The following is a 23,448-nucleotide window of genomic DNA, read 5'->3' as shown; positions in this document are numbered from 1 at the left end:
TCGCCGTCATCCGACCGTGAGCGCATTCCGCACGAGGTCGGTGAGGATGCCGCGCACCTCGTCGCCCCGGAGGATGACGACGAGGAGTCCGGCGAAGCCGACGGCGGCCATGGTCGCGACGGCGTACTCGGCCGTGGCCGCCCCGCGCTCTCCGGCCAGTCGGCGGAGGAGGCGGCGGAGCGCCGGTGGCATGGTCGGTCTCGGATCCGGCTCGCCGGCGCGGGTCCGGCGGCTGTCGGCCTGGGGGACGCGGTGTCGGTCCGGGTGCATGGGGTTCCTCTCTTCGGGCCGCGGGAGCGGCGGGGGCGGCACGAGTCGGGTGCGCGTCATCCCGGACTCCCGAGGGTGCCGGTGACGACGGAGATCAGCAGGGGTGCGACCCCGAGCAGCACGAACGCGGGCAGCACGCAGCAACCGAGCGGGATCATGAGCCGGACCCCGAGCGCCGCGGCCCGGATCGCCCCCTCGGCCCGAGCCGCACCCCGCGCGCGTGCCGCCTCGGCCCGGAGGAGCTCCGCGACCGGCGCGCCCGCGCGCTCCGCGAGGGCGACGACCGGCGCCGCGGCACGAGTGTCACCGAGCTCCGGCAGGTGCGACCGGAGCGCCGCCCGGACGATCTCATCGGCGCGGGCGATCGAGGCGCCGCTCGCGAGCGCGACGGCGAGGAGGTCGAGCTCGATGCCCGGCGACGGTCGCGCGACCGCGGCACGGTCGATGAGCGCCCGATTCCAGCGCGCTCCCGCCCAGAGCAGGGCGGAACCCGCCGCCAGGCAGGCGATGCCGAACGGATTGCCGAACAGGACGCCGAAGGTGTCGAAACCGAGGGTCGCGCCGAAGACGAGCGCGATCGCGGGGAGGGCGGCGACGAGCCGGCTGCTGGCCCGGGGTCCGGCGAACGCGGCACGGGCATCGCGCCGCAGCTGCGCCTCGTCGCGCAGGGAGCCGGCCAGCGCGGCCAGGCATGTCGACAGCGGCGAGCCCGACGCCTGGGCGACGGCCCAGGCGGCGGCGAGCACCGACCATGCCGGCGAGGCCGCCGGCGCCGACCGCCGCGCCCGCTCGATCGCCTCGGACACGTCGTCGCCGGCGGCGGCCGCCCGGCCGGCCGCGTCGAGCACGACCGCGTCGGCGACGTCGTGGACAGGCCGCCTCGGTGCGCGAGCCTCCGGAGCCGGCTCGACGATGACGAGGTTGCGCCACGCCGCGGCCGGAGCGAGGCCGGCTCCGAGCAGCGTCGCGAGCCGCTCGGACGCCCCGGCGACCCGGTCGATCGGGGCGCCGGGGTCGCCCCGGCGGGCCAGCACGCGGTCGACGACGACGCGCACGCCCCGCGCGGCGCGTCCGCCGGTCGACCCGGCCGGGGCCGGGATCAGCACGGCTCGACCTCCAGGGCGCCGCCGCGGAGCCGCAGCCGGGCCACGCCGGCGACGCGCCGTCGCCCGTCGACGCGCTCGAGGTGCACCACGAGGTCGAAGGCGCTCGCCGCTTGGCGGGCGACCGCGTCGGCCGCCATGCCGGCCGCGGCACCGAGCGCCTCGAGGCGGGCCGGGACGTCGTCGAGCGAGTTGGCGTGCAGTGTCCCCGCGCCGCCGTCATGACCGGTGTTCAGCGCCGCGAGCAGCTCGCGGAGCTCGGGCCCGCGGCACTCGCCCACCACGAGGCGGTCGGGGCGGCATCCGCAGCGCCTCGCGCAGGAGCAGGTCGAGGCCGATCCGGCCGCTGCCCTCGAGGTTCGCCTGACGCGCCTCGAGCGCCACGACGTGCGGATGGTCGAGCCGCAGCTCGGCCACGTCCTCGAGGAGCACGATGCGCTCGCCCTCCGGCGCCTCGGCGAGCAGCGCGCCGAGCAGGGTCGTCTTCCCGGTTCCCGCGCCGCCCGTCACCAGCAGGTTGCGGCGCTCGGAGACGGCGCTGCGCAGCTGCGACTCCTGGTCGGGCCCCATCATGCCGGTGCGGGCCAGCGCCGCGATCGAGAACCCCGCGGCCCGCGGGATGCGGACCGAGATGAGCGTGCCGCTCGAGGAGACCGGCGGGAGGACGGCGTGCACGCGGATGCCGCGCCCGAGCCGCACGTCGACCGCCGGCGTGGCCTCGTCGACGTGGCGCCCGCCCGCGGCGATGAGGCGTACGGCGAGCGCGCGGACCTCGGCCTCCGAGGCCGACCAGGTCGATTCGCGCCGCGCGCCGGCGCCCCGGTCGACCCAGAGCCCCCGCTCGCCGTTGACGAACAGGTCGGTGACGGGGCCGTCGGACGCGTAGGCGGCGAGCGGGCCGAGGCCCTGGAGCTCCTCGTCGGCGAGCGCCGCGTCATCCCGCCGGGGCCATTCCGGCTCGCCGGGGGCGGGGGCCCGCGAGGCGTCCCGGCTCGACCCGCGGTCGGCCGGCACGGCCGGGACGACCGCGCCGTGCGGATCGCGCGCAGGCGCGCCCTCCCAGGACGGGGCGGCGACGAAGGGATGCGGCATGCCGCCGAAGCTACGGCGACGCGACGTGCGTCCGGCCCGGCGAACGCCGCCGTGGACGAGACGAGCCCTCCTCGCATCGTTGTGGAGGAGGGCTCGCCGCGGGCATCGGAGACACCCGTTAAAGAGAAGGGGGCGGCACCCATTGGGGGGAACAGGTGCCGCCTCGGCAGACAGGGATTGGGGGGAATCACCTGTGCTGCAGGCCAGGAAACGAGGTCCGGGCGTATTCAGTGTAGGGGCTCGGGATCCATACGCAAGTACTTTCTGTCCTCATTTGTGGGGACATACAGAAAAACGTGCGATCTCGTCGATCCCGATCGTCGGATACCGACGAAGTCGGCGGCGGATCCGCGTAAAGAACACTGAATCCGCAGCGCGCTCCGAAACGGCCGTTCGACCGCGGCGCCGACCCGGTCAATCCTAGGGCCTGAGCGGCGTCACCGGGCGTCACCGGCGGTCACGACGCCGCGCCGACGGGCGGTATGGTGCTGTGTGGGGCAGGCGACCCACCTTGAAGATCCATCGCGAAGGAGCGATCGCACAGTATGAACGCGCAGATCGATCACGCGCTCGAGGAGATCCGGCGCTTCCGCCCGAGCCCCGAGTTCGCCGCCCAGGCCGTCGCCGACGAGAGCCTCTACGAAGCCGCACGAGCCGACCGGCTCGGCTTCTGGGCCGACCAGGCCCGCACGCTTCTCCAGTGGGAGAAGCCCTTCACCCGCACGCTCGACTGGTCGAACCCGCCGTTCGCGAAGTGGTTCGACGACGGCGAGCTCAACGTGGCCGTGAACTGCCTCGACCGCCACGTCGAGGCCGGCCTCGGCGACCGGGTCGCGCTCCTCTGGGAGGGCGAGCCCGGCGACTCGCGTGCCATCACGTACGCCGAGCTGACCGACGAGGTCAAGCGCGCGGCGAACGCCCTCACCGACCTCGGGGTCCGCGAGGGCGACCGCGTCGCCATCTACCTGCCGATGATCCCCGAGGCCGTCGTCTCGATGCTGGCCGTGGCCCGCCTCGGCGCGATCCACTCCGTCGTCTTCGGCGGCTTCAGCGCCGACAGCCTCGCATCGCGCATCGACGACGCCGAGGCATCCGTCGTCATCACGGCCGACGGCGGCTACCGCAAGGGCCGGGTCTTCCCACTGAAGCCCGTCGTCGACGAGGCGCTCGGCAAGACCGAGGGCGGCAGCGTCCGGAAGGTGCTGGTCGTCCGGCGCGGCGAGAACGAGGTCGACTGGAACGACGACCGCGACCTGTGGTGGCACGAGGCCGTCGCGAACGCGTCGAACGAGCACGAGCCGAAGGCCTTCGGTGCCGAGCACCCGCTGTTCATCCTGTACACGTCCGGCACCACCGGGAAGCCGAAGGGCATCCTGCACACCTCGGGCGGCTACCTCACGCAGGCCGCGTTCACGCACCGCAACGTGTTCGACCTGCACCCCGAGCGCGACGTGTACTGGTGCACCGCCGACGTCGGCTGGATCACCGGCCACTCGTACGTCGTCTACGGGCCGCTCGCCAACGGCGCGACGCAGGTCATCTACGAGGGCACTCCCGACACGCCGCACCCCGGCCGCTGGTGGGAGATCGTCGAGAAGTACGGCGTCACGATCCTGTACACGGCGCCGACCGCCATCCGCTCGTTCATGAAGCTCGGCCGGCAGATCCCCCACGAGTTCAACCTGCGCACGCTGCGCCTGCTCGGCTCGGTCGGCGAGCCCATCAACCCCGAGGCGTGGATCTGGTACCGCCACGTCATCGGCGGCGGCTCGATCCCCGTGGTCGACACGTGGTGGCAGACCGAGACCGGCGCGATCATGATCTCGGCACTGCCCGGCATCACCGACCTGAAGCCCGGCGCGGCGCAGGTGCCGATCCCCGGCGTCGAGATCAGCATCCTCGACGACGACGGCACCGCGGTCGAGGGCGAGGGCGGCGGCCTGCTCGTCGTCACCGAACCGTGGCCGTCGATGCTGCGCGGCATATGGGGCGACCCGGAGCGGTTCAAGGAGACGTACTGGGAGAAGTTCGGCGACAGGTACTTCGCCGGCGACGGGGCCCGACGCGACGAGGACGGCGACTTCTGGCTGCTCGGCCGCGTCGACGACGTGATGAACGTCTCCGGTCACCGCCTGTCGACCGCCGAGATCGAGTCGTCGCTCGTCGCTCACCCGTGGACCGCCGAGGCCGCCGTCGTCGGTGCCTCCGACGAGACCACGGGCCAGGCGGTCGTCGCGTTCGTCATCCTCAAGCAGAGCCACGCGGATGCCGCGTCGACGATCGACGACATCAGCGACGTGCTGCGCAAGCACGTCGCCACGCAGATCGGCGCGATCGCCCGGCCGCGCCAGGTGTTCATCGTGAACGAGCTGCCGAAGACCCGCTCGGGCAAGATCATGCGGCGCCTGCTGCGCGATCTCGCCGAGGGCCGCGAGATCGGCGACACCACGACGCTGGCCGACACGTCGATCATGCAGGTGATCAGCGCGCAGGTGCGCTGACCCGGTCGAACGAACGGATGCCGCGGCGGGAGCGCTCCCGCCGCGGCATCCGTCGTCTGCGCCGACTACGCGAACTCGACGACGAGCTCGACCTCGACCGGAGAGTCCAGCGGCAGGACGGCGACGCCGACCGCCGAGCGGGCGTGGCGTCCGGCGTCGCCGAAGACCTCGCCGATGAGCTCCGATGCGCCGTTGACGACCCCGGGCTGGCCGGTGAAGGCGGGGTCTGATGCCACGAACCCGACCAGCTTCACCACGCGCGTGACGCGATCGAGGGAGCCGAGCTCGGCGCGGACGGCAGCCAGGGCGTTGAGCGCGCAGGTCCGCGCGTACCCCTTCGCGTCGGCAGCGGGCACGAGCCCCTCGCCCTCGCCGACCTTGCCCGTGGCCGGCAGCGACCCGGCGACGAACGGCAGCTGGCCCGAGGTGTGCACGTGCGAGCCGGTGACCACCGCCGGGACGTACGCGGCGACGGGAGGCGCGACGTCCGGCAGGATGATGCCGAGCTCTGCGAGGCGGGCCTCGGCGGATGCGGCGGCCATCAGGCGTCGCCCTCGAACTGCTTCGCGGCCTGCGCGGCGGCGGCCTGCCCGGCGGAGGCCGCGGCCGACGACTCCCCGCCGACCGGGCGCTTGAGGTACGCGACGAGCCCGCCCTCCGGGCCCTGCACGACCTGGACGAGCTCCCACCCCTCGGCGCCCCAGTTGTTCAGGATCGCAGCGGTGTTGTGGATCAGCAGCGGCGTGGTGATGTACTCCCAGGCGGGCATGGGGACTCCTCGGTGTCGGAACGAACGGCTATCCTGAGGGTCGAGCCGACGGCGCAGCCGGCCGTCAGGCATGCCGGATTTTGCCAGCCTTCCTCAGATAGGCTCCACTCTATGTCTGCCCAGAAACGAACGATGAGCGATGCCGCCGGGGGAATCCTCGGCTTCGTCGGCATGAGCGCACTGGCTGGCGTGCTGGTCACGGCCGCCGTCACTCCGGCGCTCGCCGTCACGGGCATGGCCGCGAACAACAGCATCACGATGTTCGAGAACCTCCCCGGGTACCTCGAGATCGACGAGCTCGCCGAGAAGTCGACGGTCTACGCGATGGTCGACGGCCGTCCGTCGGCGATGGCGTCGTTCTTCGACGAGAACCGGGAGGAGGTGCCGTGGGACTACATCTCGCAGTACCTCAAGGACGCCGCGATCGCCGGTGAGGACCCACGGTTCTACGACCACGGCGGAGTGGACATCCAGGGCACCGTGCGCGGCGCGCTGAAGACGGTCATCGGCGGTTCGACGCAGGGCGGCTCGTCGATCACGCAGCAGTACGTCAAGAACGTCCTGATCAACAACGGCGTCTCCGAAGCGCAGACCGAGGAGGAGAAGCAGGCCGCCTACGAGGAGGCCACCGAGGTCAGCGCGGAGCGCAAGCTCAAGGAGATCCGGTACGCGATCACGCTCGAGAAGAAGTACTCGAAGGACGAGATCCTGCAGGGCTACCTCAACATCGCGCACTTCGGCGGCCGCGTCTACGGCGTGCAGGCCGCCGCGCAGTACTACTTCGGGACGAACGCGCGCGACCTGACGCTGCCGCAGGCGGCGAGCCTCATCGCGATCGTGAACAACCCCGAGAAGTTCCGCCTCGACTACCCCGAGAGCGAGGAGAACGGCGCGGCCACGGTCGACGCCGACGGCAACGCGGTCCCCTACGCGGCCAACAAGCAGCGGCGCGACTACATCATCGGCGAGATGCTCGATGAGAAGAAGATCACGCAGGAGGAGCACGACGCGGCGATCGCCGAGCCGGTGACCCCCGCGATCACCGAGCCGAGCACCGGCTGCGTCTCGGCCAAGGGCCATGCCTTCTTCTGCGACTACGTCTCGTGGGAGATCAAGAACAAGTTCGACAACCCCGATACGCCGGATGTCAACGAGGGCCGCGAGATGCTCCAGAAGGGCGGCCTCGACATCTACACCACCCTCGACCTCGGCCTGCAGAACGAGGCGATCAACGCGCTGAATGACAACGTGCCGAAGGTGGCCGACGGCGTCGACATCGGCGGCACCGTCGTGAGCGTCGAGGTCGGCACGGGGCGCATCCTCGCGATGGCGCAGAACAAGGACTACTCGGCCGACCAGGCCGTGCTCGAGAGCGGCCGCAACTACACCGCGGTCAACTACAACTCCGACATCGACTACGGCGGGTCGAGCGGCTTCCAGCCGGGATCGACCTACAAGGTGTTCACGCTCGCCGAGTGGCTCAAGGAGGGGCACGCCCTCAACGAGGCCGTCGACGCGCGACGTCGCGACAACTGGGGCCAGTTCAACAACAGCTGCGAGGGCACCATGAGCGGCGACGGCTGGAACCCGAAGAACGACGGCGGCGAGAACGGCGGCTACTGGAGCGCCGTGCAGAACACCGTGAACTCCTACAACTCCGGATTCGTCGCCATGGCGAAGGAGCTCGACCTCTGCGGCATCGCCAAGACCGCCGAGTCGCTCGGCGTGCACCGCGCCGACTACCAGCCCCTCTCGCAGTTCCCGTCGGCGATCCTCGGCACCAACGAGGTCGCGCCGCTCTCGATGGCCACGGCCTTCGCGGGCATCGCCGGGAACGGCGTGTCGTGCTCGCCGATCGCGATCGACCGCATCACCAACGCGAAGGGCGAGGAGGTCGAGCCGCCGAAGTCGGAGTGCACGCAGGCGCTCACGCCCGAGGTCGCCGCCGGCACCGCGTACGCGATGCAGGAGGTCATGAGCGGCGGAACGGGCCAGGCCTCGAACTACAGCACCGACCCCTGGGTGCCGATGATCGGCAAGACGGGTACGACCGACAACGCCGAGGCGACCTGGATGAGCGGCGCGTCGACGAAGGTGGCGACCGTGGTCGGCGTGTTCAACGTCACCGGGCACGTCAACCTGCGCGACACCTACTTCGACTCCGGACAGGCCGCGGGCCTGCGGCACAAGATCTGGCCGCGCGTCATGTCGTACGCCAACGCCAGGTACGGCGGCGACCCGTTCCCCGAGGTCAAGGGCTCCCTGCTGAACGCTCCGCAGGTCGCCGTGCCCGACGTGATCGGGCTGGCACCCGAGGCCGCCCAGCAGGCGCTCGAGGCCGCCGGCTTCGGATGGCGCATGGACGGCGAGGTCGACTCCGGCCAGCCCAAGGGCACGATCGGCGCCCAGTCGCCTTCGGGCACCGCGGGCCGCGGCGCGATCATCTCGCTCCAGGTCAGCCGCGGCAACGTCGCGAGCGTCCCGAACGTGGTGGGCATGTCGGCAGACGAGGCCGAGGCGACGCTGAGCGGCGCCGGATTCCGGGTCGACCGGAAGCAGCAGGACGTGTCCGATCCGTCACAGGACGGCATCGTGCTCTCGCAGGATCCGAGCGGCAACGCCAAGCCCGGCGACAAGGTCACCATCGTGATCGGCCGACTGCAGGGCGGCGGAGGCGGGGTCGTCGAGCCCCCGGGCGGCGGCAACGCACCGGGCGACGGGTGAGCGGCACGCTGACGCCCGCCGCGCGGATCGCACTCGCGATCGGCGCGGCGGGCGCCGCTGCCTTCGCGTGGGGCTCGCTCGTCGAGCGCCGACGCTTCACCCTCCGCCAGGTCCAGGTTCCGGTCCTCCCGGCCGGCGCCGAGCCCATCCGGGTGCTCCACATCTCCGACCTGCACATGGCGCCGTGGCAGCGCGACAAGCAGGAGTGGGTCCGCTCGCTGGCGACGCTGAAGCCCGACCTCGTCGTCGACACCGGCGACAACCTCGGCCACCGTGACGGGATCGAGGGCATCCGTCACGCCCTCGAGCCGTTCCGCGGCGTGCCCGGCGTCTTCGTCAACGGCTCGAACGACTACTTCGGCCCGGTGGTCAAGAACCCCTTCACGTACTTCGGCGGCCCCTCGCGCGCCGCGTCGAAGGCGGAGCGGCTCGACATCGGCCGGCTGCACGGATTCTTCGGCGAGCTCGGCTGGACCGACCTCGACAATGCGGCGGCCTCGCTCGAGGTCCGCGGCACCCACCTCGAGTTCTTCGGCGTCGACGACCCGCACCGGGGCTTCGATCGGCTCGATCGGGTGGCCGCCGCGATCGACGACCTGCGAGCCGAGGACCCGTTCGGCGACGACGCCTGGCCCGACCCGCACGGCGCCCTCGCCCAGCGTGCCGCCGTCACGATCGGCGTCACGCACGCCCCCTACCGCCGCGTGCTGAACTCGTTCGTCACGCACGGTGCGCAGCTGCTGCTCGCCGGCCACACGCACGGCGGCCAGGTGTGCCTGCCCGGCTTCGGTGCGCTCGTCACGAACTGCGACATCCCGCGCGAGCAGGCCAGCGGGCTCAGCGTGTGGCGGCACGGCCTCCGGTCGGCGTACCTGAACGTGTCGGCGGGGCTCGGGACCTCGATCTACGCGCCGGTCCGCTTCGCCTGCCCGCCCGAGGCGACCCTGCTCACGCTCGTCCCCGTGGGCTGAGCCGCGGCGAGCGATCGCGTGGTCGGGAGCACTCGTTTTCTCGGCTATGCTTGTTGAGGCCTTCGGGCCCCCGGGGTGTGGCGCAGCTTGGTAGCGCGCTTCGTTCGGGACGAAGAGGTCGCAGGTTCAAATCCTGTCACCCCGACCGGGTAGGCCCCCTCCACGCGAGGGGGCCTTCGTCGTGTCACGGGGTGCGATCGTCGATGGATGCCGCTGCGGCATCCGCTCGCCCACCGGCGGCGCCGCGGCCGCCGCGGCTCCGCCCGCTCGCCCACCGCAGCGCCTGCTCGAGCGGGCCGCGACCGAGGTACCGACGCCAGAGCCAGGCGAAGAGCATCGAGCCGATGGTCAGCCCGATGAGCAGTGGCCACGAGTCGTCGCTGATGACGCCGTCCTCGCGACGGTACTTGCCGAACGAGATGACGATGAGGTGGGCGGTGTAGATGGTCAGCGGCATCGCTCCCATGGCGCCGACCGGGGAGAGCGCGACGCTCGCGATGCGACGCACCGCGGGACGAGCCAGGCCGGTCAGCGTGACGGTCGCGGCGACGATCATGAGCCCGACGGCGGTGTTGCCGACGGTCTCGAGTGCGGCTCGGATGGGCGCCGCCCACTCGTCGCCGGCCCCCGGCACGGAGGCGTCGGCGCCGGGCAGGACGCGCGAGACCGGCAGGGCGACCGACGCGACGATCGCGCCCGCCAGGGCGGTGCCCGCGACGACGCGGGGCGCGGTGATGTCGAGCCGGGCGAGACCGAGGCCGATGAGCATCACGGGCACCCAGATGATCACGGGGTACGCGCCCACGAGGAACCATTCGACGAGCAGCCCGAGCGGGCCGTCGGCGAGGGCGGCGGTCTCGGGGTCGCGTTCCGCGATGGCCGCGATCGCCGGGGTCATGGCGAGCAGGACCGCGCCGAGCGCGACGGCGACCCGTCCGGGCAGGAACAGCAGCGGCAGCATCACCAGGAAGGCGACGCCGTAGACGTCGAGGATCACGAACACCAGCGGCGCGAAGACCGCGACGACGAGGAGTCCGATCGCGATGAGCAGCAGCGCGCGGATGGCGATCTGGCGGCGCAGCAGCCACCGCACGGCGCGGTCGGCGACGGGCCTCGTGGCACCGGTGAGGAGCCCGAGCCCGATCCCCGCCGTCAGCGCGAACAGCAGTCGTGGGCGCTCGTCGGCGAGCGCGATGAGCTCGGCGGCGTCGACGGATGCCGCGGCCGGAGCGAGGTGGGCGATGAACATGCCGATGAGCGCGATCCCGCGCGCGACGTCGACGCCCTCGACCCGTCCCGGGAGCGCACCGCGGGTACGGGAGGAAGGCTCAGCGATCGTCACGATGGGCTCACTCCGGGATGCACACGGAGTAGAGGCCGCTGCGCAGCTGCACGTCGCACCGGGGCGGAGGTTCCCCGAACCAGATCCGGGGATCGCCGGCGGTGACCTCGACGGCGTCGGTCAGGCCGACCTCGGCGCCCGCGAGCACGCCGACGCTGACGCCCGGGCCCCAGAGGACGGCGAACCGGTCGTACCCGAGCCCGGCGATGTCGCCGGCGGCGGCGCGTTGGCTCGCGAGGGTCTCCCCCGTCGGCCGCGATTCCGTCCCGACGTTCACCGCGCGGCCCACGATCGAGAAGGCCAGGACGATCACCGCGACGATGGTGGCGACGCGCGCGGCCCAGTGCCCGCGACGGTCGGTGCGCGAGAGCAGGATCCGCGCCGCGGGCACGAGCGACGCGGCGAGCACCGGCGCGAACGCGAGCACCGCCGGGGCGGGGTGACGCACCCACGCCGGGGTGTGTCGGGAAACGAACCACCACGCGAGGTAGGTCGCGAGCCCGAGCGCGGCGGCGAGCACCACCGCAGTGAACTCGTCGCGAGGCGCGCCGGGCGGCATCCGCCTGATCGCGACGACGACGAGCGCGGCGCCGGCGACGAGCGCCACCACGCCCACGACGGCCGCGACGACGACCGGGAGGTTCCACGACTCGGCCAGCACCGTGAGCTTCTCGAGCGGCGACACGGCGTACCCGCGCTGCCCGCCGGAGCGGAGGAATCCGACGAACTCGAGGACGTGGTGCGCGTAGCCCGACGGCCCGAGGCTCGCGAACTTGGCGAACTCGAAGACGATGGTCGGCAGGGCTGCGGCGGTGGCCGCGATCAGCACCCGCGGCACGCTGCGGCGCAGCCGCGCCCGCCACGGGAGCGGCGCGTCGAGGAGCACGGCGAGCGCGAACGCGGGGGCTGCGAGGAGGGCGATGAACTTCACCTGGATCGCGAGGCCGAGGAGCAGGCCCGCGAGCCACGGGCGCCGATGGAGGAACGCCAGCGCGGCGGCGAGGAGAGCCGCCGCGGTGACCTCGCCGAGGATGTCGGCCGGCGTCTGGATCGGGGAGGGCATCGCGGCGGCGTCGAACGCGAGCGGCAACGCGACGGCCACGAGCGCGGCCCAGCGGCCGCCGAGGCGATGCCCGATGAGCGCGAGCGCGGCGATCAGCACCGCATAGCCGGCCGTCGCGACCGCGCGGCCCGCGATGACCGGGTCGATGCCCAGCGCGATCAGCCCGGCGATGGGCAGGAGCATCACCGGTCCCGTCGAGATGCGGACGTCGAAGGGCATGGGCACGCTGCCCGAGAGGATGCCGTCGCTGGTGTACCCGAGCCCGTGGGCGAGGTTGATGGGGACCGTGAGGTTGAAGGCCTCGTCCTCCCACAGGCGGACGGTCGCGATGCCGGGGACGAGGACGGCGAGGTTCGCCGCCACGAGCGCGGCGACGGCGAGCCAGAACGCGACGTCGGCGGCGACGCGGCGCGCACCCGGGCCGGCGCCGCCTCCGCCGTCGTGCTCGACCTCGACGCCCGCGTGCGGCGTCGTCATCCGGCCGACCCGGGGCGCAGCGACACCTGCCAGACCTCGCGGGCCGCCTCGCGGGCGAATCGCCGAAGCCGCTTCGGCGGCAGCAGCGGCGGCCGGTCGACCCCCCACATCGTGCCCGTCGGGTTGGAGCCGCGTCGAGGCAGGCTCGCCACCTCGAGGTAGCGAACCCGGAAGCCGCGGCGCGCCTCGGCCAGCGAGAAGTGCACGTGCGGCACCAGGGCCTCGGCGGGCACCAGCTCGAGCAGCTCGCCGAGCCTCGCGGGCTTGTAGACGCGCAGCGGCGTGTTCACGTCGGGCACCCTCCGGCCCGCGGCGAAGGCGACGACCACGCCGACCATCGCGGTGAGGATCCGGCGGAACCACGGATCCTCCCGTCCGCGGCGGACGCCGTGCACGACGTCCGCGTCCGTCGCGAGAGCGGCGCGCACGGCGCGGGCGAGGTCGATGCCGTGGAACTGGCCGTCGCCGTCGACGTGGACGATGAGGTCGGGCTCCAGCGCGAGGCCGGCCCGGTATGCGGCCAGGGCCGTCGGCCCGTGCCCCCGGTTCGCCTCGGCCTCGATGACGGTCAGGCCCAGAAGGCCGGCGGCCAGGTCGCGGAGCACCTCGACGGTGGCATCCGTCGACCGGTCGTCGACCACCACGAGGTCGAGTCGGGTCGCCAACGGCGACAGGGCACGGTGCAGCTCGTCGAGGAAGCCTGGGAGGCCCTCGGCCTCGTTGTAGGCGGGCATCACGACAGCGAGATGGTCCAGGTCCACGCAACCTCCCGGCGGCTCGGCTGCGCGGAAGGGGCGCAGGCTCGTGGAGTAGCGTAGTCGAGGTGTCCCACCATGCTCGATGGCGTCGCCTGGCCGGTCTCGGCGCGCGGTTCCTGACCGTCGGCGCGATCAGCACCCTGATCGAGATCGCGGTGTTCAACCTGCTCTACCTCGGCCTCGGCGTCGACGTCGTGACGTCGAAGATCGTCGCGTCGCTCGTGGCGCTGGTGAACGCCTACTTCGGCAATCGCGAGTGGACCTTCCGCGACCGCGGCGGGCACTCCCGGACGGTCGAGATCGTGCTGTTCGTGGTCGTGAACGCGGCCTGCACGGCGCTCGGAGCGCTCATCGTGTGGGGCGGCGTCATGGTCGCCTCCGCGCTGCTGGGCCGCGAGGCCGGTCCGTTCGCCGTCAACGTCGTGAACCTCGCGAGCATCGCCGTCGTCGTGGTCGTCCGGTTCCTGCTCTACCACTACGTGGTGTTCCGCGGGGTGCGGGCCCCGCGCGTCGAGCGCGTCGGTTCCAACTGACCGGCGGACGGGCGCCGAGGCCGACGCGCGCGCACGGGTCCGCGTCACTCCCCATGACCGCCGCGCGCGGCGGCGCTCGAGTCGGCCGGGCCGCGAGGGTCCGAGCGCGGAAGTGACCCCCTTCGGGGGAGGGTAACCGAGGATTACTCAGCAATACGATCGGCACAGGTCGGTTCGCGACCCTCTGGGGGGAGGGGTCATGTTCTGCATGCTGCGAGGACGGCGCGCCGCGAAGGCGACGCCGGAGATCCTCGAGATCCGGGTCCACGGCGTGCGAAACACGCCGCCGGCGGAGATGCTCGAGACCACGCCCGAGCGGATCATCCGCGACCGCGGGGACGACCTCGGGTCCTTCTGGCTGGGCCATCCGACACCGCCGCCGAGCCGCGGCGTGACGAGGACCGAGGCGTTCTCCTGGGGTGCGCAGGCGCGCACGGGCGGCGGAGCGCTGGCCGCCATCGGCCGGGCCGTCGTGCACGCCGGCTGGTTCCTGCTGCTGCCGTACGCCCTCGTCAACCTGGCGTACTGGACGCGGCGCATCGACCAGCAGCCGAGCGCCCACGCCCATCAGTGGGCCGGCGGGACCGGCGCCGCGACGGTGCGGGTGTTCGGACTGCTCCTCACGCTCGTCGCCGCCGCCGCGTTCTCGTCGGTGGCGGTCGACCTCATCGCCGTGCAGTGCTTCCGCGACGGCCAGGTGTGCGCGTCGCTGCCCGATGCGCTCGACGGGCTTCGCGATCTCGAACGCGATCAGCGCGCGACCCTCTTCGGCATCCTGCCCATCGCGACGATGCTCGTCCTCTACGTCATCGGGCGCAGGGGGCGAGTCAGCTTCGAGGAGCGCGTCAAGGAGTTCGGCTCGGATGTGCAGGGCGACGCCCCCGAGCCGGGCGTACCGCTTCTGGCCACCGGCGGCTTCTGGGCTCAGGCGCGCGTCGGCCCCACCTCCGAGTGGCTCCACCTCGCGGCATCCATCGCGCTGGTCCTGTTCATCCTCGCGTTCGATGCCGCATACCTCGCCGACGACACCGGATGCTGGCGCGGGGGTGAGTCCAAGATCGACGCGCAGTGCCTGATCAGCGGACTCGACCGTCCATTGCCAGCCGCCTTCGCCATCGGGTCGCTCTCGCTGCTCGCCGGCGTCGTGGTGCTCGTCGCCCTCGCCTCGCACGACCGGAGCGTCCGGCGCACCAACCGCAAGCGCGGCTTCGCCATGGCCGCACTCTCGATCGCGATCGCCGGCTACGCCGCCTGGACCGTCCTCACGTTCGCCGACGGCGGCGCACGGGTCGACGACGGACGGGGCATGCTCGGCCTCAAGGCGACGCCGATCGTGATCGTCGTCCTCGCGTTGTTCCTCGCGCTCGCCGGCATCGGTTGGAAGCGACCGAGGGACTGGCGGCGAGCGGCGAGCGGCGTCTTCCTGCTCGGCGGGGCGATCAGCCTCATCCTCAGCCATTGGGACGGAGAGCACCGCTGGATGCTCACCGCCGCGGCGGGCGGATTCGTGCTGCTGCACCTCGCCGTGGCGTTGAGCACCCCCGTCGATCTCCGCTTCCAAGCCTGGCGGGGTCACGGCGCAGCCGTCGCGATGATCCTCGCACTGTTCGCCTCGATGGCGCTCTCGAGCCTCCTCGTCCTCGGGGCCGCCTTCTGGTTGGGCACCCCGGCCGAGTCCGGCGAGGTCGTCGGCATCTGGCGGACGCCCGGTTCGGCGGCGAATGCGCTCGACATCCCCGACGCCTGGGAGCGTTTCGCGGTGCTCCTGACCGCGATCGTCCTTCTCATGATCCTGCTCGTCCTCGCAGCGCTCATCCGGAACGTCATCCGCTTCGTCGGCTTCACGCTGCCGACGCTGCGCCTGCCGGATCGCGACGAAGTCGACAACGCGAAGCTCGCCGGGGTCGATCGACCGAACCCCGCGACCTATGCCCCCCGACTCGATGGGCTCGCCGGCGGAATCCGCCGACGTGTCGGCATCCGCCGCGGCTCGCACCTCATGCATCGGGGCGAGCCCCTGTTCGGGTGGCTGGCCGGCTTCTGCGCCATCGGCTTCCTGAGCCTGTCCTCCGGGATCATCTTCGACACGGTCCGCGACGCCCTCGACGACGCGGCGCCCGGACTCCCCTCGGCCATTCGCGTCGGATCGAACGGAGTCCTCGTGCTGGTCGCGGTCGCAGCGGTCGGGGCCGTCGTGACGCACGCCGCAGCCAGCACCGAGCGACCGCTCGGCGTGTTCTGGGACGTCGTCGCGTTCTTCCCACGCGCCGGCCATCCGTTCGCGCCGCCGTGCTTCGGCGAGCGCGTCGTCCCCGAGCTCGCCGCACGCATCCGCGACTGGTTCCTGAAGGGCGACGGAGGCACCCCGCGCAGGGTGATCCTGACCGCGCACTCGATGGGATCCACCATCTGCGCCGCCACCATCCTCGCCCTCCGCGGCGAGAAGCTCGGGCACGGTCCCGACGCCGGCGACGAGATGACCGAGCATCTGGCGCTGCTGTCGTACGGCACCCAGTTGCGGGCCTACTTCAGCCGATTCTTCCCGTCGGTGTTCGGGCCCGAGATCCTCGGTGTACCCGGGCTCCTCGGGCCGTCACTCTGGCTGCGCGATCCGTGGCAACGGCAGGTGCTCGCCGAGTTCGCGAGGCCGACGCTCCCCGCGCCCCGCCACGACCGGCTGCGGACCCTCACTGGCCTGCTCGGCGCCGAGGGCACGACGGTTCCACGGTGGCGGAGCCTCTGGCGGCGCACCGACTACCTCGGCTTCCCGGTCTACGCGTACCGTGGCGACGGCAACCCGATCGATCTCGGAGCCACGGAATCGGCACCGGCGAGCTATCTCTGGCGGATCGCGACGCATAGCGACTACCTCGGCACGCCGCAGTTCCGCCAGGCGCGCGACGACCTCGTCGAGGGCCTCGGAGGACACGCGCGCCCCGAGGCGCCGGCGGTCAGTGCCGCCCGTTCAGCACGCCCCCGCTCTCCTGCAGGTAGCACACGCCGCACAACGACTCGTAGGTGACCTCGACGCCGTCGATCGCGACCTGGTCGCCGTCGAAGATGTAGCGGCCGTCGACGCGGCGACCGTTGAAGATCGCCTTGCGCCCGCACCGGCAGATGGTCTTCAGCTCCTCGAGGCTGTGCGCGATCTCGAGCAGGCGCCGACTGCCGCGGAACGCGACGGTCTGGAAGTCGGTGCGGATGCCGTACGCCAGCACCGGGACGTCGTCCAGCAGCGCGATCCGCAGGAGGTCGTCGACCTGCTCGCTCGTGAGGAACTGCGCCTCGTCGACCAGCAGGCAGCTCACGTCGCGACCGTGCGCCTCGATCACGGGGGTGCGGTGGCGCTGGAAGGCCTCGAACACCGGCTCGTCGGGCGCGATCGTGAAGTCGACCTGGCGCACCACGCCGAGCCTCGAGACGATGTCGCGGTCGCCCTTGGTGTCGACCGCGGGCTTGGCCAGCAGCACGCGATGCCCGCGCTCCTCGTAGTTGAATGCCGCCTGGAGCAGCGCCGTCGACTTGCCCGAGTTCATCGCGCCGTATCGGAAGTACAGCTTCGCCATCTACTCGAGCATCCCGTCCTCCGCCGCTCGGCGGATCAAATCGGCGCGACGGCCGGCCGGGCGGCCGACCTTCGCGTACTTGTCACGCGCGCGGCGCAGGTACGTCTTGGCGGTCTCGTAGCCGACGGCCATCCGGTCGGCGACCTCGGCCGTCGACAGCCCGTGCGCGTAGAGGGCGACGGCCCGCTGCTCGGCCGCGCTGAGCGCCGGGTCGGCGATGCCGATCGACGCCGTGGCGTCGCCTGCCGCGTCATCGGCCGGGACCGCCGGGCGGTCGCCCCGCGCCACGCGCCGGACCACCTCGATCACCTCGGCGACGGGAATGGTCTTCGGCACGAAGGCCACGGCGCCCGCCGACAGGCAGCGGGCCCGCGAATCGGCATCGTCGAGGGCGGTGACGACCACGACCTCCGCGCCGGCGGCGCGGCACGCCCTGATCCGGGATTCGATCGAGACGGACTCGGGAAGCTGCAGGTCCATCAGGACGATGTCGACGGGGAATGCCGGGTCGCGCACGAGGTCGAGCCAGCGCGTCGCCCGGACCGCCACGCTGACGTCGGCGGCGTTGTCGGCGATCCAGACGGCGATGCCGTCGACGATGACGGCGTGATCGTCGAGGATCCCGACCCGGATCGGCTCGGGGTCAGGTGTCATGGCGGAACTCCACTCGGACATTCTCCCCCGTCGACGACGACTCGCCGCGCAGCCCCACCGCCCGCGCGACGGCGACGAAGCGATCGAGGTCGCGGCGCTCCGGCGGCGTCGGCCCCGGGCGGGCCGCGATCGCGATCACGCGCCCGCCTCCGGCGACATCCGAGACGCCGACCGTGATCCATGAGGCGCGGCCGTCGTCGGCGAGCCAGGTCAGGAGGGCGGTGAGGGTCGTCCGCTGGTCGTCACGCAGCGCGCCGGCCGCCGCCGCGGGGTCGAGCACGCTCACCGGCACGCCGCGCGCGTCCTCGATCGACCGGGCGAGCTGGTCGAGCCACGTCGACTCGATGCCCGCCTTCAGCGCGCGGCGCAGCGCCTCCGCGAGGCCGCGGGCGCGGTCCGCGTCGGCGACGGTGATCCGGTCGGCGGTCATCACGTGGGCGAGGAACGGCAGGACCTCGCGGCTCAGTACCGAGACCCGGCCCTGCTGCACCGATCGGGCGATCCCGGTGTGGAGGATCGCGTCGCGCTCCAGGGCGGTGGCCATCGTCCGCCGCTGCCACGCCAGCGTCTCGTCGACCACCTTCGCCGAGTACACGGATGCCGCGGCCGTCGGGGCGAGGACCGCGACCGCGTTCACCACCGCGAACGAGAACGCCGGGGCATCGGTCTGGGCCTCGCCCGCCGCACCGACCGCGAGGATCGCGAGCACGGCCGCCGACAACCCGCCCGCGACGGCGAGGGACGCCCACGAGCAGAAGGGCGCGAGCACGAGCAGCAGGAGGCCGAGCGCGAGCGGCCCGAAGTCGTCGTACAGGTAGGCGTTGCGTCCCGCGGTGCTGAGGAACTCGGCCACCGCCGCGCCGAGGGCGAGCACGACCACGAGCCCGAGGCGCTCGACCGTGAACGGCGCCCGGCCGGGCAGCGCCGACAGCCACGCCGTCGCGCCCGCCGCGGCGACCAGCACGACGGCGACCGCGGCGGCGAACGGCGAGCCTACCTCGTCGAGGTGCCAGGCGGTGAGCGCGACCGACATCAGCGACACTGCCACGGCTGCCGCGCCGACGAGCGGCACCGCGGCGACGCCGCCCAGCGGGTCGACCTCCTGCTGCGTCATCCGGATCGTCCCGCTCACGCGTCACCGCCCGTCGGGACGGAGATCAGCACCGTGGTCCCCACGCCCGGCCGCGACCACACATCGACCCGCCCGCCGACCTGCTCGATCCGGCCGCGGATCGAGGTGCGCAGGCCGATGCGGTCCGGGGGCACGAGGGCCGGGTCGAAGCCCGCCCCGCCGTCGACGACCGCGACGGTGAGTTCGCCGTCGGCCGGTCCGATCGCGACCTCGGCCTCGTGGACCCCGGCATGCCGCACCACGTTCACGAGGCACTGGGCGACCGCGGCCTCGAGCGCGTCGCGACGGCTCGCGTCGAGCACGTCCACCGCCCCGGCGTCACCCGAGAGGCGGACGGTCACGCCCGCCTGCTCGGCGACGGCGAACGCATCGACGAACGGAGCGGCGTCGTCCTCGGGCGGAGGTCCGCCCGGATGGGGCGTCCCCGCCCGATCGTCGCGTCCGAGCGGGTCCGACTCGGGGTCGCCGGCGTGGTCGATCGCCCAGTCGCGGCCGACGATGAGCGCGAGGTCGTGGCGGATGCCCGTGCGCAGCCGCTCGGGCACGGGCCCGGAACCGGCTGCGGCGACCGCGACGAGGTGGCTGAGCGCGGTGTCGTGCAGCCGCGCGATCGCACGGAGCTCGTAGTCGTGCCGGATCGCGAGTTCGCGCGCCTGCTGGCTCGCGCGGTGCAGGCCGGCCTCGCCACGTGCCGCGCTCCGTCGGGAGATGCCGTCGAACGTGCGCGCGGCCACCACGATCACCAGCGCGGTCGCGGCACTCGCATTCGGAACCCAGTCGGCCGCCGCGGGTCCGCCCGGCTCGAGCGCGACGGCGAGCAGGCTGGCCGCCTCGCCCATGCCCCAGGCGAGCGCCGCCCAGGTGATCGCGATCCGCGACCCGATGCCCGCCCCGCCGAGCAGGATCAGCGCGATCCGGGGCAGCGCGACGATCACGTTGTTCGTGCTCTCGAAGTCGCTGCCGGGGAGCATGACGACCGCTGTGACGCCGAACGCGACTCCGGCGCCGACCACGAGCACGACGACCGTGATCGTCACGGACGGCCAGCGCATGAGCGCGACCTGGGCGACCGCCTGCACGGCGATCAGGGCGAGGACCAGCGCGGCCGAGACTCTGGGGTCGGGCACGCCCCAGGCGCGACCGTCGACGACGGATGCCGCGGCGATCGCCATGCCCGCGATCAGGCAGACGCCGGCGGCGCTGTGCCCGGCCAGCGTGATGGCCCGGCTCAGGGATTCCCGCGCGAGGTGCTCGGGGAGGCCCAGGGTCATCGTGCTCCGATCCGCTCGCGGCCCGATGCCGCTGAGGGGATTATGGCAGGCGTCAGAACAGCATCGCAGGGTTCGCCGCCGCCTCGGGGACGTCACGCGCGCCCGGACGCGCAGGGACGCGACGCGCCACGGCGGCGGACGAGGCCACGCCTCCGGTCACCACGTCTTCGCGGCCGCGCGCGAGCCCGTGCGAACGGAGCAGCGGCCGGATGCGTTCGGCGAGCCATGCGCGGTACTCCTTCGGGGCGTACGCACTCGTGCCGGGATACATGGCGCGGTATCGCGCGACGAGTTCCGGGCGCTCGCGGCCGAGCCAGTCGAAGAACCACGGCTTCACCGATCCGCGCAGGTGCAGCGCCGAGTACACCAGGTCGGTGGCGCCCGCCTCCTTCGCACGGCGGACGGCGTCGTCGAGGTGGGCGCGCGTGTCGGTCAGGTACGGGAGGATCGGCATGAGGAAGACGGAGCAGTCGAACCCGGCGTCCCTCACCGCCGAGACGGTCGCGAGCCGCGCCGCCGTCGTCGGCGTGCCCGGCTCGATCGAGCGCTGCAGTTCGTCGTCGTACACCGCGATCGACATGGCCAGGTCGACGGGGACGTGCTCGCGCGCCGCCTCGAGGAGCGGCAGGTCTCGTCGGAGCAACGTGCCCTTGGTGAGGATGCTGAACGGCGTGCCGCTGCCCGCGAGCGCCTCGACGATGCCGGGCATGAGCGCGTACCGGCCTTCGGCGCGCTGGTACGGGTCGGTGTTGGTGCCGAGCGCGACGGGCTCGCGCCGCCAGGAGGGCCGGGCGAGCTCGCGCTGCAGCACCTCCCCCACGTTGACCTTCACGATCAGCTCGCGATCGAAGTCCTCGCGCGGGTTCAGGTCGAGGTACTCGTGCGTCGGGCGGGCGAAGCAGTAGCGGCAGGCATGCTGGCAGCCGCGGTACGGGTTGATGGTCCATCCGAAGGGCACGTACGACTGGCCGGGCACCTTGTTCAGGGCCGACTTCGCGAGCACCTCGTGGAACGTCACGCCCGCGAACTCGGGCGTCTGCACCGACCGGACGAGGTTGTCGAGCCGCGCCAGCCCCGGCAGGGTGCCCTGCTGCTCGACGCCGAGCTCCTGTCCGTTCCACCTCACGGCATCATTCGAACACATGTTCGAACGATCGGCAAGCCGATCCCCCGCGCGCCCGGGTGCGCCGGCGCTCACCCGGTCACGTGCTCCGCTCCGCCGTACCACCGGAGATCCGCCGGTTCTCAGGATCCTACGCGTGGAATCGTCCTGCGTTCCGGCGGATCTCCGGCGAGCGGGCGGATCTCCGGTGAGCCGGCGGATCTCCGGCGAGCGGGGCGGATCTCCGGCGAGCGGGGCGGAGGTCAGGCGCGCGCGCCGCCGAACCTGCCCGTCAGGACCGCACCGCGGCGCCCGGCCGGGGCGAGCTCGAGCTCCTCCCCCTCCCATCGCCGTCGCAGCCAGCGATCGTGGCTCGCGACGATCACGGCGCCCGGGTAGGCGCCGAGCGCGTCCTCGAGCTCGTCCGCGAGCGCCAGCGAGAGGTGGTTCGTCGGCTCGTCGAGCAGGAACACGTGCGGCGGCGCCGCGACGACTAGCGCCAGCGCGAGGCGCCGCTGCTGGCCGATCGACAGGGTCCCGACCGGACGGTCGAGGTCGCGCGGGCCGATCAGCCCGAGGGCGGCGAGCGGCACGCGCTCAGCACGTCGCTCCCCCAGCACCCCGTCGTAGATCGAGCGCGGGCTGGCCGCCGGATCGCCGAATCGGACATCCTGCTCGAGCAGTCCGATCCGCAGGCCGCGGCGCCGCCGCACCGTGCCGCGGTCGGGTGCGATGCGCCCGGCGAGCACGGCGAGCAGGGTCGACTTGCCCGCACCGTTCGGCCCGGTGACCAGCAGTCGGCTCGAGGGGGCGACGTCGAGCCCGGCGAGGTCGAGGCGCCCCTCGACCGCGATCCCGGAGAGCTGCAGCAGCCGCGCCGCCTCCCCGTCGAGCGCGTGCGACCCCGGCGGGATGCCCGTGAAGGCCAACCGCCCCGGGGGCCGCGCCACCTGGGTCCGTTCGAGCTCGGCGAGCCGCAGTTCGGCGTTCCGCACCCGCCGCGAGACCGCCTGCTCGACGTTCTCGCGTTTGAAGTGCTTCAGGAACTTGTCCCGGTCGCGCGGGGCGCGACCGTGGGCGACCGATCGAGCCGACTCGGCCACGACGAGGCGCAGCCGGCGCAGGTCGGCCTGCTCGTCCTCGTGCTGCCGTTCCCATCGCGCCCGCTCACCGGCGCGCACCGAGAGGTACTCGGTGAACGACCCGCCGAAGACCGTGCCGACGGATGCCGCGCGCGCGAGCGCGTCGACTCCCGCGCGCGCCGGGTCGAGGTCGAGCAGCCCGGTGGCCACCCGATCGAGGAACTCGCGGTCATGGCTGGCGAAGACCACCGGTCCTCGCCAGGCCCGCAGCCGTTCCTCGAGGAACGCGGCCGCGTCGTCGTCGAGGTGGTTCGTCGGCTCGTCGAGCAGCAGGGCGTCGGGCGAGGACAGCAGCAGCGCGGCCAGCGCGAACCGGCTGCGTTGCCCGCCCGACAGCTCGTCGATCCGTCGCGAAAGACCGAGCCCGGACAGTCCGAGACCCTCGAGCAGCTCATCGCGACGCCGGTCGACCGACCAGACGTCGGCGCGTTCGGCCGCATCCAGCGCGGCCGCGTAGCGCTCCGCGGCGGCGACGTCGGGAGTTCGCGCCGACGGCCGGCTCGCGGCATCCGCCGGCGGTACGACGGCCGGGTCCGACAGCGCGAGCGCCGCCGCGTCGAGTTCGCGCTCGATGGCGCGCACCTGCGCCACCGCGGCCTCGAGGACTTCCGCGACCCGGTCCCCGGGCGAGAAGGGTGGTTCCTGGTGGAGCAGGTCCGTGCGGGCCGGGCGCGACACCCGTCCGGCGAGCACGGCCCCGGGCGGCGCGACGCCGGCGATCGCGCGCAGGAGCGTCGACTTGCCGGCACCGTTCTCGCCGATGAGGCCGAGACGCCGGCCGGGCGCGACCGTCAGGGCGAGGTCGGACAGGATGCGCCGGCCGCCGAACGAGACGGACACGCCGTCGGCGCGCAGATGGGAGGAGAAGGTGAGATCGAATGACATGAGGGCGGAACCCTTCGGGATGCCGCCCCGGGCCGCCGTGCGCCCGCGCGCTTCGGCGGGCGCGGACGACGCGTCGGACACGGCCCGACGACA

General features: G+C 72.9%; 18 protein-coding genes, 1 tRNA gene and 1 pseudogene. 6 read left to right on the top strand and 14 right to left on the bottom strand.

Translation table 11 applies throughout. From position 1 onward, the window contains the following. Positions 1–6: 6 nt before the first annotated feature. The 3 genes and pseudogenes from ACUY4T_RS11085 to ACUY4T_RS11075 all read right to left on the bottom strand — a co-directional run bounded on the left by ACUY4T_RS11085 (position 7) and on the right by ACUY4T_RS11075 (position 2,465). The gene (locus tag ACUY4T_RS11085) at positions 7–192 is read right to left on the bottom strand and encodes a DUF4244 domain-containing protein (RefSeq protein WP_446018994.1); all 186 of its coding nucleotides are present in this window, start codon (positions 190–192) and stop codon (positions 7–9) included. Positions 193–326: 134 nt separating this feature from the next. Further along, entirely contained in the window at positions 327–1,376 is a 1,050-nt protein-coding gene (locus ACUY4T_RS11080; protein WP_446018993.1) for a type II secretion system F family protein, read from the bottom strand. Next, positions 1,370–2,465: pseudogene (locus tag ACUY4T_RS11075) on the bottom strand (TadA family conjugal transfer-associated ATPase). Before ACUY4T_RS11075 ends, ACUY4T_RS11080 begins: the two are co-directional and overlap by 7 nt. 545 nt (positions 2,466–3,010) lie before the next feature. On the opposite strand from ACUY4T_RS11075, the gene acs reads away from it, so the two are divergent. Further along, complete coding sequence (gene acs, locus ACUY4T_RS11070; RefSeq protein WP_446018992.1) at positions 3,011–4,966, top strand: acetate--CoA ligase; 1,956 nt, start codon at positions 3,011–3,013, stop codon at positions 4,964–4,966. A 65-nt stretch (positions 4,967–5,031) separates the two neighbouring features. Here the strand turns inward: acs and ACUY4T_RS11065 are convergent, their stop codons facing one another. Continuing rightward, positions 5,032–5,508 (bottom strand): RidA family protein, encoded by a 477-nt coding sequence (locus ACUY4T_RS11065; RefSeq protein ID WP_446018991.1) that lies wholly within the window; start codon positions 5,506–5,508, stop codon positions 5,032–5,034. Next, positions 5,508–5,735, bottom strand: a complete 228-nt coding sequence (gene sp36, locus ACUY4T_RS11060; protein WP_248598033.1) for a Sp36 family protein — start codon at positions 5,733–5,735, stop codon at positions 5,508–5,510. The genes ACUY4T_RS11065 and sp36 overlap by 1 nt, the downstream gene beginning before the upstream one ends. A gap of 132 nt (positions 5,736–5,867) precedes the next feature. Between sp36 and ACUY4T_RS11055 the strand changes: the two genes are divergently transcribed. The 3 genes from ACUY4T_RS11055 to ACUY4T_RS11045 all read left to right on the top strand — a co-directional run bounded on the left by ACUY4T_RS11055 (position 5,868) and on the right by ACUY4T_RS11045 (position 9,575). Further along, complete coding sequence (locus tag ACUY4T_RS11055; RefSeq protein ID WP_446018990.1) at positions 5,868–8,459, top strand: transglycosylase domain-containing protein; 2,592 nt, start codon at positions 5,868–5,870, stop codon at positions 8,457–8,459. Continuing rightward, positions 8,456–9,430, top strand: coding sequence for a metallophosphoesterase (locus tag ACUY4T_RS11050; protein ID WP_446018989.1), 975 nt, complete (start codon positions 8,456–8,458; stop codon positions 9,428–9,430). The genes ACUY4T_RS11055 and ACUY4T_RS11050 overlap by 4 nt, the downstream gene beginning before the upstream one ends. Positions 9,431–9,501: 71 nt before the next feature. Beyond that, a tRNA-Pro gene (locus ACUY4T_RS11045) sits at positions 9,502–9,575 on the top strand. Positions 9,576–9,614: 39 nt separating this feature from the next. Here ACUY4T_RS11045 and ACUY4T_RS11040 read toward each other — a convergent pair. The 3 genes from ACUY4T_RS11040 to ACUY4T_RS11030 are packed head-to-tail and all read right to left on the bottom strand — an operon-like array spanning position 9,615 to position 13,073. Then, positions 9,615–10,772 (bottom strand): heparan-alpha-glucosaminide N-acetyltransferase domain-containing protein, encoded by a 1,158-nt coding sequence (locus ACUY4T_RS11040; protein WP_446018988.1) that lies wholly within the window; start codon positions 10,770–10,772, stop codon positions 9,615–9,617. A gap of 7 nt (positions 10,773–10,779) precedes the next feature. After that, the gene (locus tag ACUY4T_RS11035; protein ID WP_446018987.1) at positions 10,780–12,312 is read right to left on the bottom strand and encodes a hypothetical protein; all 1,533 of its coding nucleotides are present in this window, start codon (positions 12,310–12,312) and stop codon (positions 10,780–10,782) included. Further along, positions 12,309–13,073 (bottom strand): glycosyltransferase family 2 protein, encoded by a 765-nt coding sequence (locus ACUY4T_RS11030; RefSeq protein WP_446018986.1) that lies wholly within the window; start codon positions 13,071–13,073, stop codon positions 12,309–12,311. The genes ACUY4T_RS11035 and ACUY4T_RS11030 overlap by 4 nt, the downstream gene beginning before the upstream one ends. A gap of 62 nt (positions 13,074–13,135) precedes the next feature. On the opposite strand from ACUY4T_RS11030, the gene ACUY4T_RS11025 reads away from it, so the two are divergent. Beyond that, complete coding sequence (locus ACUY4T_RS11025) at positions 13,136–13,603, top strand: GtrA family protein (protein ID WP_446018985.1); 468 nt, start codon at positions 13,136–13,138, stop codon at positions 13,601–13,603. 199 nt (positions 13,604–13,802) lie between these two features. Then, the gene (locus ACUY4T_RS11020; RefSeq protein WP_446018984.1) at positions 13,803–16,625 is read left to right on the top strand and encodes a hypothetical protein; all 2,823 of its coding nucleotides are present in this window, start codon (positions 13,803–13,805) and stop codon (positions 16,623–16,625) included. On the opposite strand, the gene ACUY4T_RS11015 is transcribed toward ACUY4T_RS11020, so the two are convergent. The 6 genes from ACUY4T_RS11015 to ACUY4T_RS10990 form a co-directional block, all read right to left on the bottom strand. Continuing rightward, on the bottom strand, positions 16,555–17,169 hold the full coding sequence (locus ACUY4T_RS11015) for a thymidine kinase (RefSeq protein WP_446018983.1): 615 nt from the start codon (positions 17,167–17,169) through the stop codon (positions 16,555–16,557). The two genes, ACUY4T_RS11020 and ACUY4T_RS11015, sit on opposite strands and share 71 nt — an antisense overlap. Beyond that, positions 17,170–17,823: a response regulator transcription factor gene (locus tag ACUY4T_RS11010; protein ID WP_446018982.1), complete on the bottom strand. Its 654-nt coding sequence runs from the start codon at positions 17,821–17,823 to the stop codon at positions 17,170–17,172. Further along, a complete protein-coding gene (locus ACUY4T_RS11005) occupies positions 17,813–18,937 on the bottom strand; it encodes a hypothetical protein (protein WP_446018981.1) in 1,125 nt (374 codons plus the stop codon). The genes ACUY4T_RS11010 and ACUY4T_RS11005 overlap by 11 nt, the downstream gene beginning before the upstream one ends. Before the next feature lie 14 nt (positions 18,938–18,951). Further along, a complete protein-coding gene (locus ACUY4T_RS11000; protein WP_446018980.1) occupies positions 18,952–20,226 on the bottom strand; it encodes a sensor histidine kinase in 1,275 nt (424 codons plus the stop codon). Between the two features lie 52 nt (positions 20,227–20,278). Continuing rightward, positions 20,279–21,352 (bottom strand): Rv2578c family radical SAM protein, encoded by a 1,074-nt coding sequence (locus tag ACUY4T_RS10995; protein ID WP_446018979.1) that lies wholly within the window; start codon positions 21,350–21,352, stop codon positions 20,279–20,281. A 239-nt stretch (positions 21,353–21,591) separates the two neighbouring features. After that, positions 21,592–23,355 carry an ABC-F family ATP-binding cassette domain-containing protein gene (locus ACUY4T_RS10990; RefSeq protein ID WP_446018978.1) on the bottom strand — a complete coding sequence of 588 codons (1,764 nt, stop codon included), beginning with the start codon at positions 23,353–23,355 and terminating at the stop codon, positions 21,592–21,594. Positions 23,356–23,448 lie beyond the last annotated feature (93 nt).

Source organism: Agromyces arachidis (assembly GCF_052805135.1).
The sequence above is the reverse complement of the archived record's forward strand: the minus strand, read 5'-3'. Positions and strand labels throughout refer to the sequence as shown.

Bases quoted from the DNA above. Each gene is read 5' to 3' on its own strand.
- ACUY4T_RS11065 (WP_446018991.1), bottom strand. From the start codon at position 5,508: ATGGCCGCCGCATCCGCCGAGGCCCGCCTCGCAGAGCTCGGCATCATC.
- ACUY4T_RS11055 (WP_446018990.1), top strand. From the start codon at position 5,868: ATGAGCGATGCCGCCGGGGGAATCCTCGGCTTCGTCGGCATGAGCGCA.
- ACUY4T_RS11010 (WP_446018982.1), bottom strand. From the start codon at position 17,823: ATGACACCTGACCCCGAGCCGATCCGGGTCGGGATCCTCGACGATCAC.
- ACUY4T_RS11035 (WP_446018987.1), bottom strand. From the start codon at position 12,312: ATGACGACGCCGCACGCGGGCGTCGAGGTCGAGCACGACGGCGGAGGC.
- ACUY4T_RS11085 (WP_446018994.1), bottom strand. From the start codon at position 192: ATGCCACCGGCGCTCCGCCGCCTCCTCCGCCGACTGGCCGGAGAGCGC.
- ACUY4T_RS11000 (WP_446018980.1), bottom strand. From the start codon at position 20,226: ATGACCCTGGGCCTCCCCGAGCACCTCGCGCGGGAATCCCTGAGCCGG.
- ACUY4T_RS11020 (WP_446018984.1), top strand. From the start codon at position 13,803: ATGTTCTGCATGCTGCGAGGACGGCGCGCCGCGAAGGCGACGCCGGAG.
- ACUY4T_RS11005 (WP_446018981.1), bottom strand. From the start codon at position 18,937: ATGACGCAGCAGGAGGTCGACCCGCTGGGCGGCGTCGCCGCGGTGCCG.
- ACUY4T_RS10990 (WP_446018978.1), bottom strand. From the start codon at position 23,355: ATGTCATTCGATCTCACCTTCTCCTCCCATCTGCGCGCCGACGGCGTG.
- acs (WP_446018992.1), top strand. From the start codon at position 3,011: ATGAACGCGCAGATCGATCACGCGCTCGAGGAGATCCGGCGCTTCCGC.
- sp36 (WP_248598033.1), bottom strand. From the start codon at position 5,735: ATGCCCGCCTGGGAGTACATCACCACGCCGCTGCTGATCCACAACACC.
- ACUY4T_RS11015 (WP_446018983.1), bottom strand. From the start codon at position 17,169: ATGGCGAAGCTGTACTTCCGATACGGCGCGATGAACTCGGGCAAGTCG.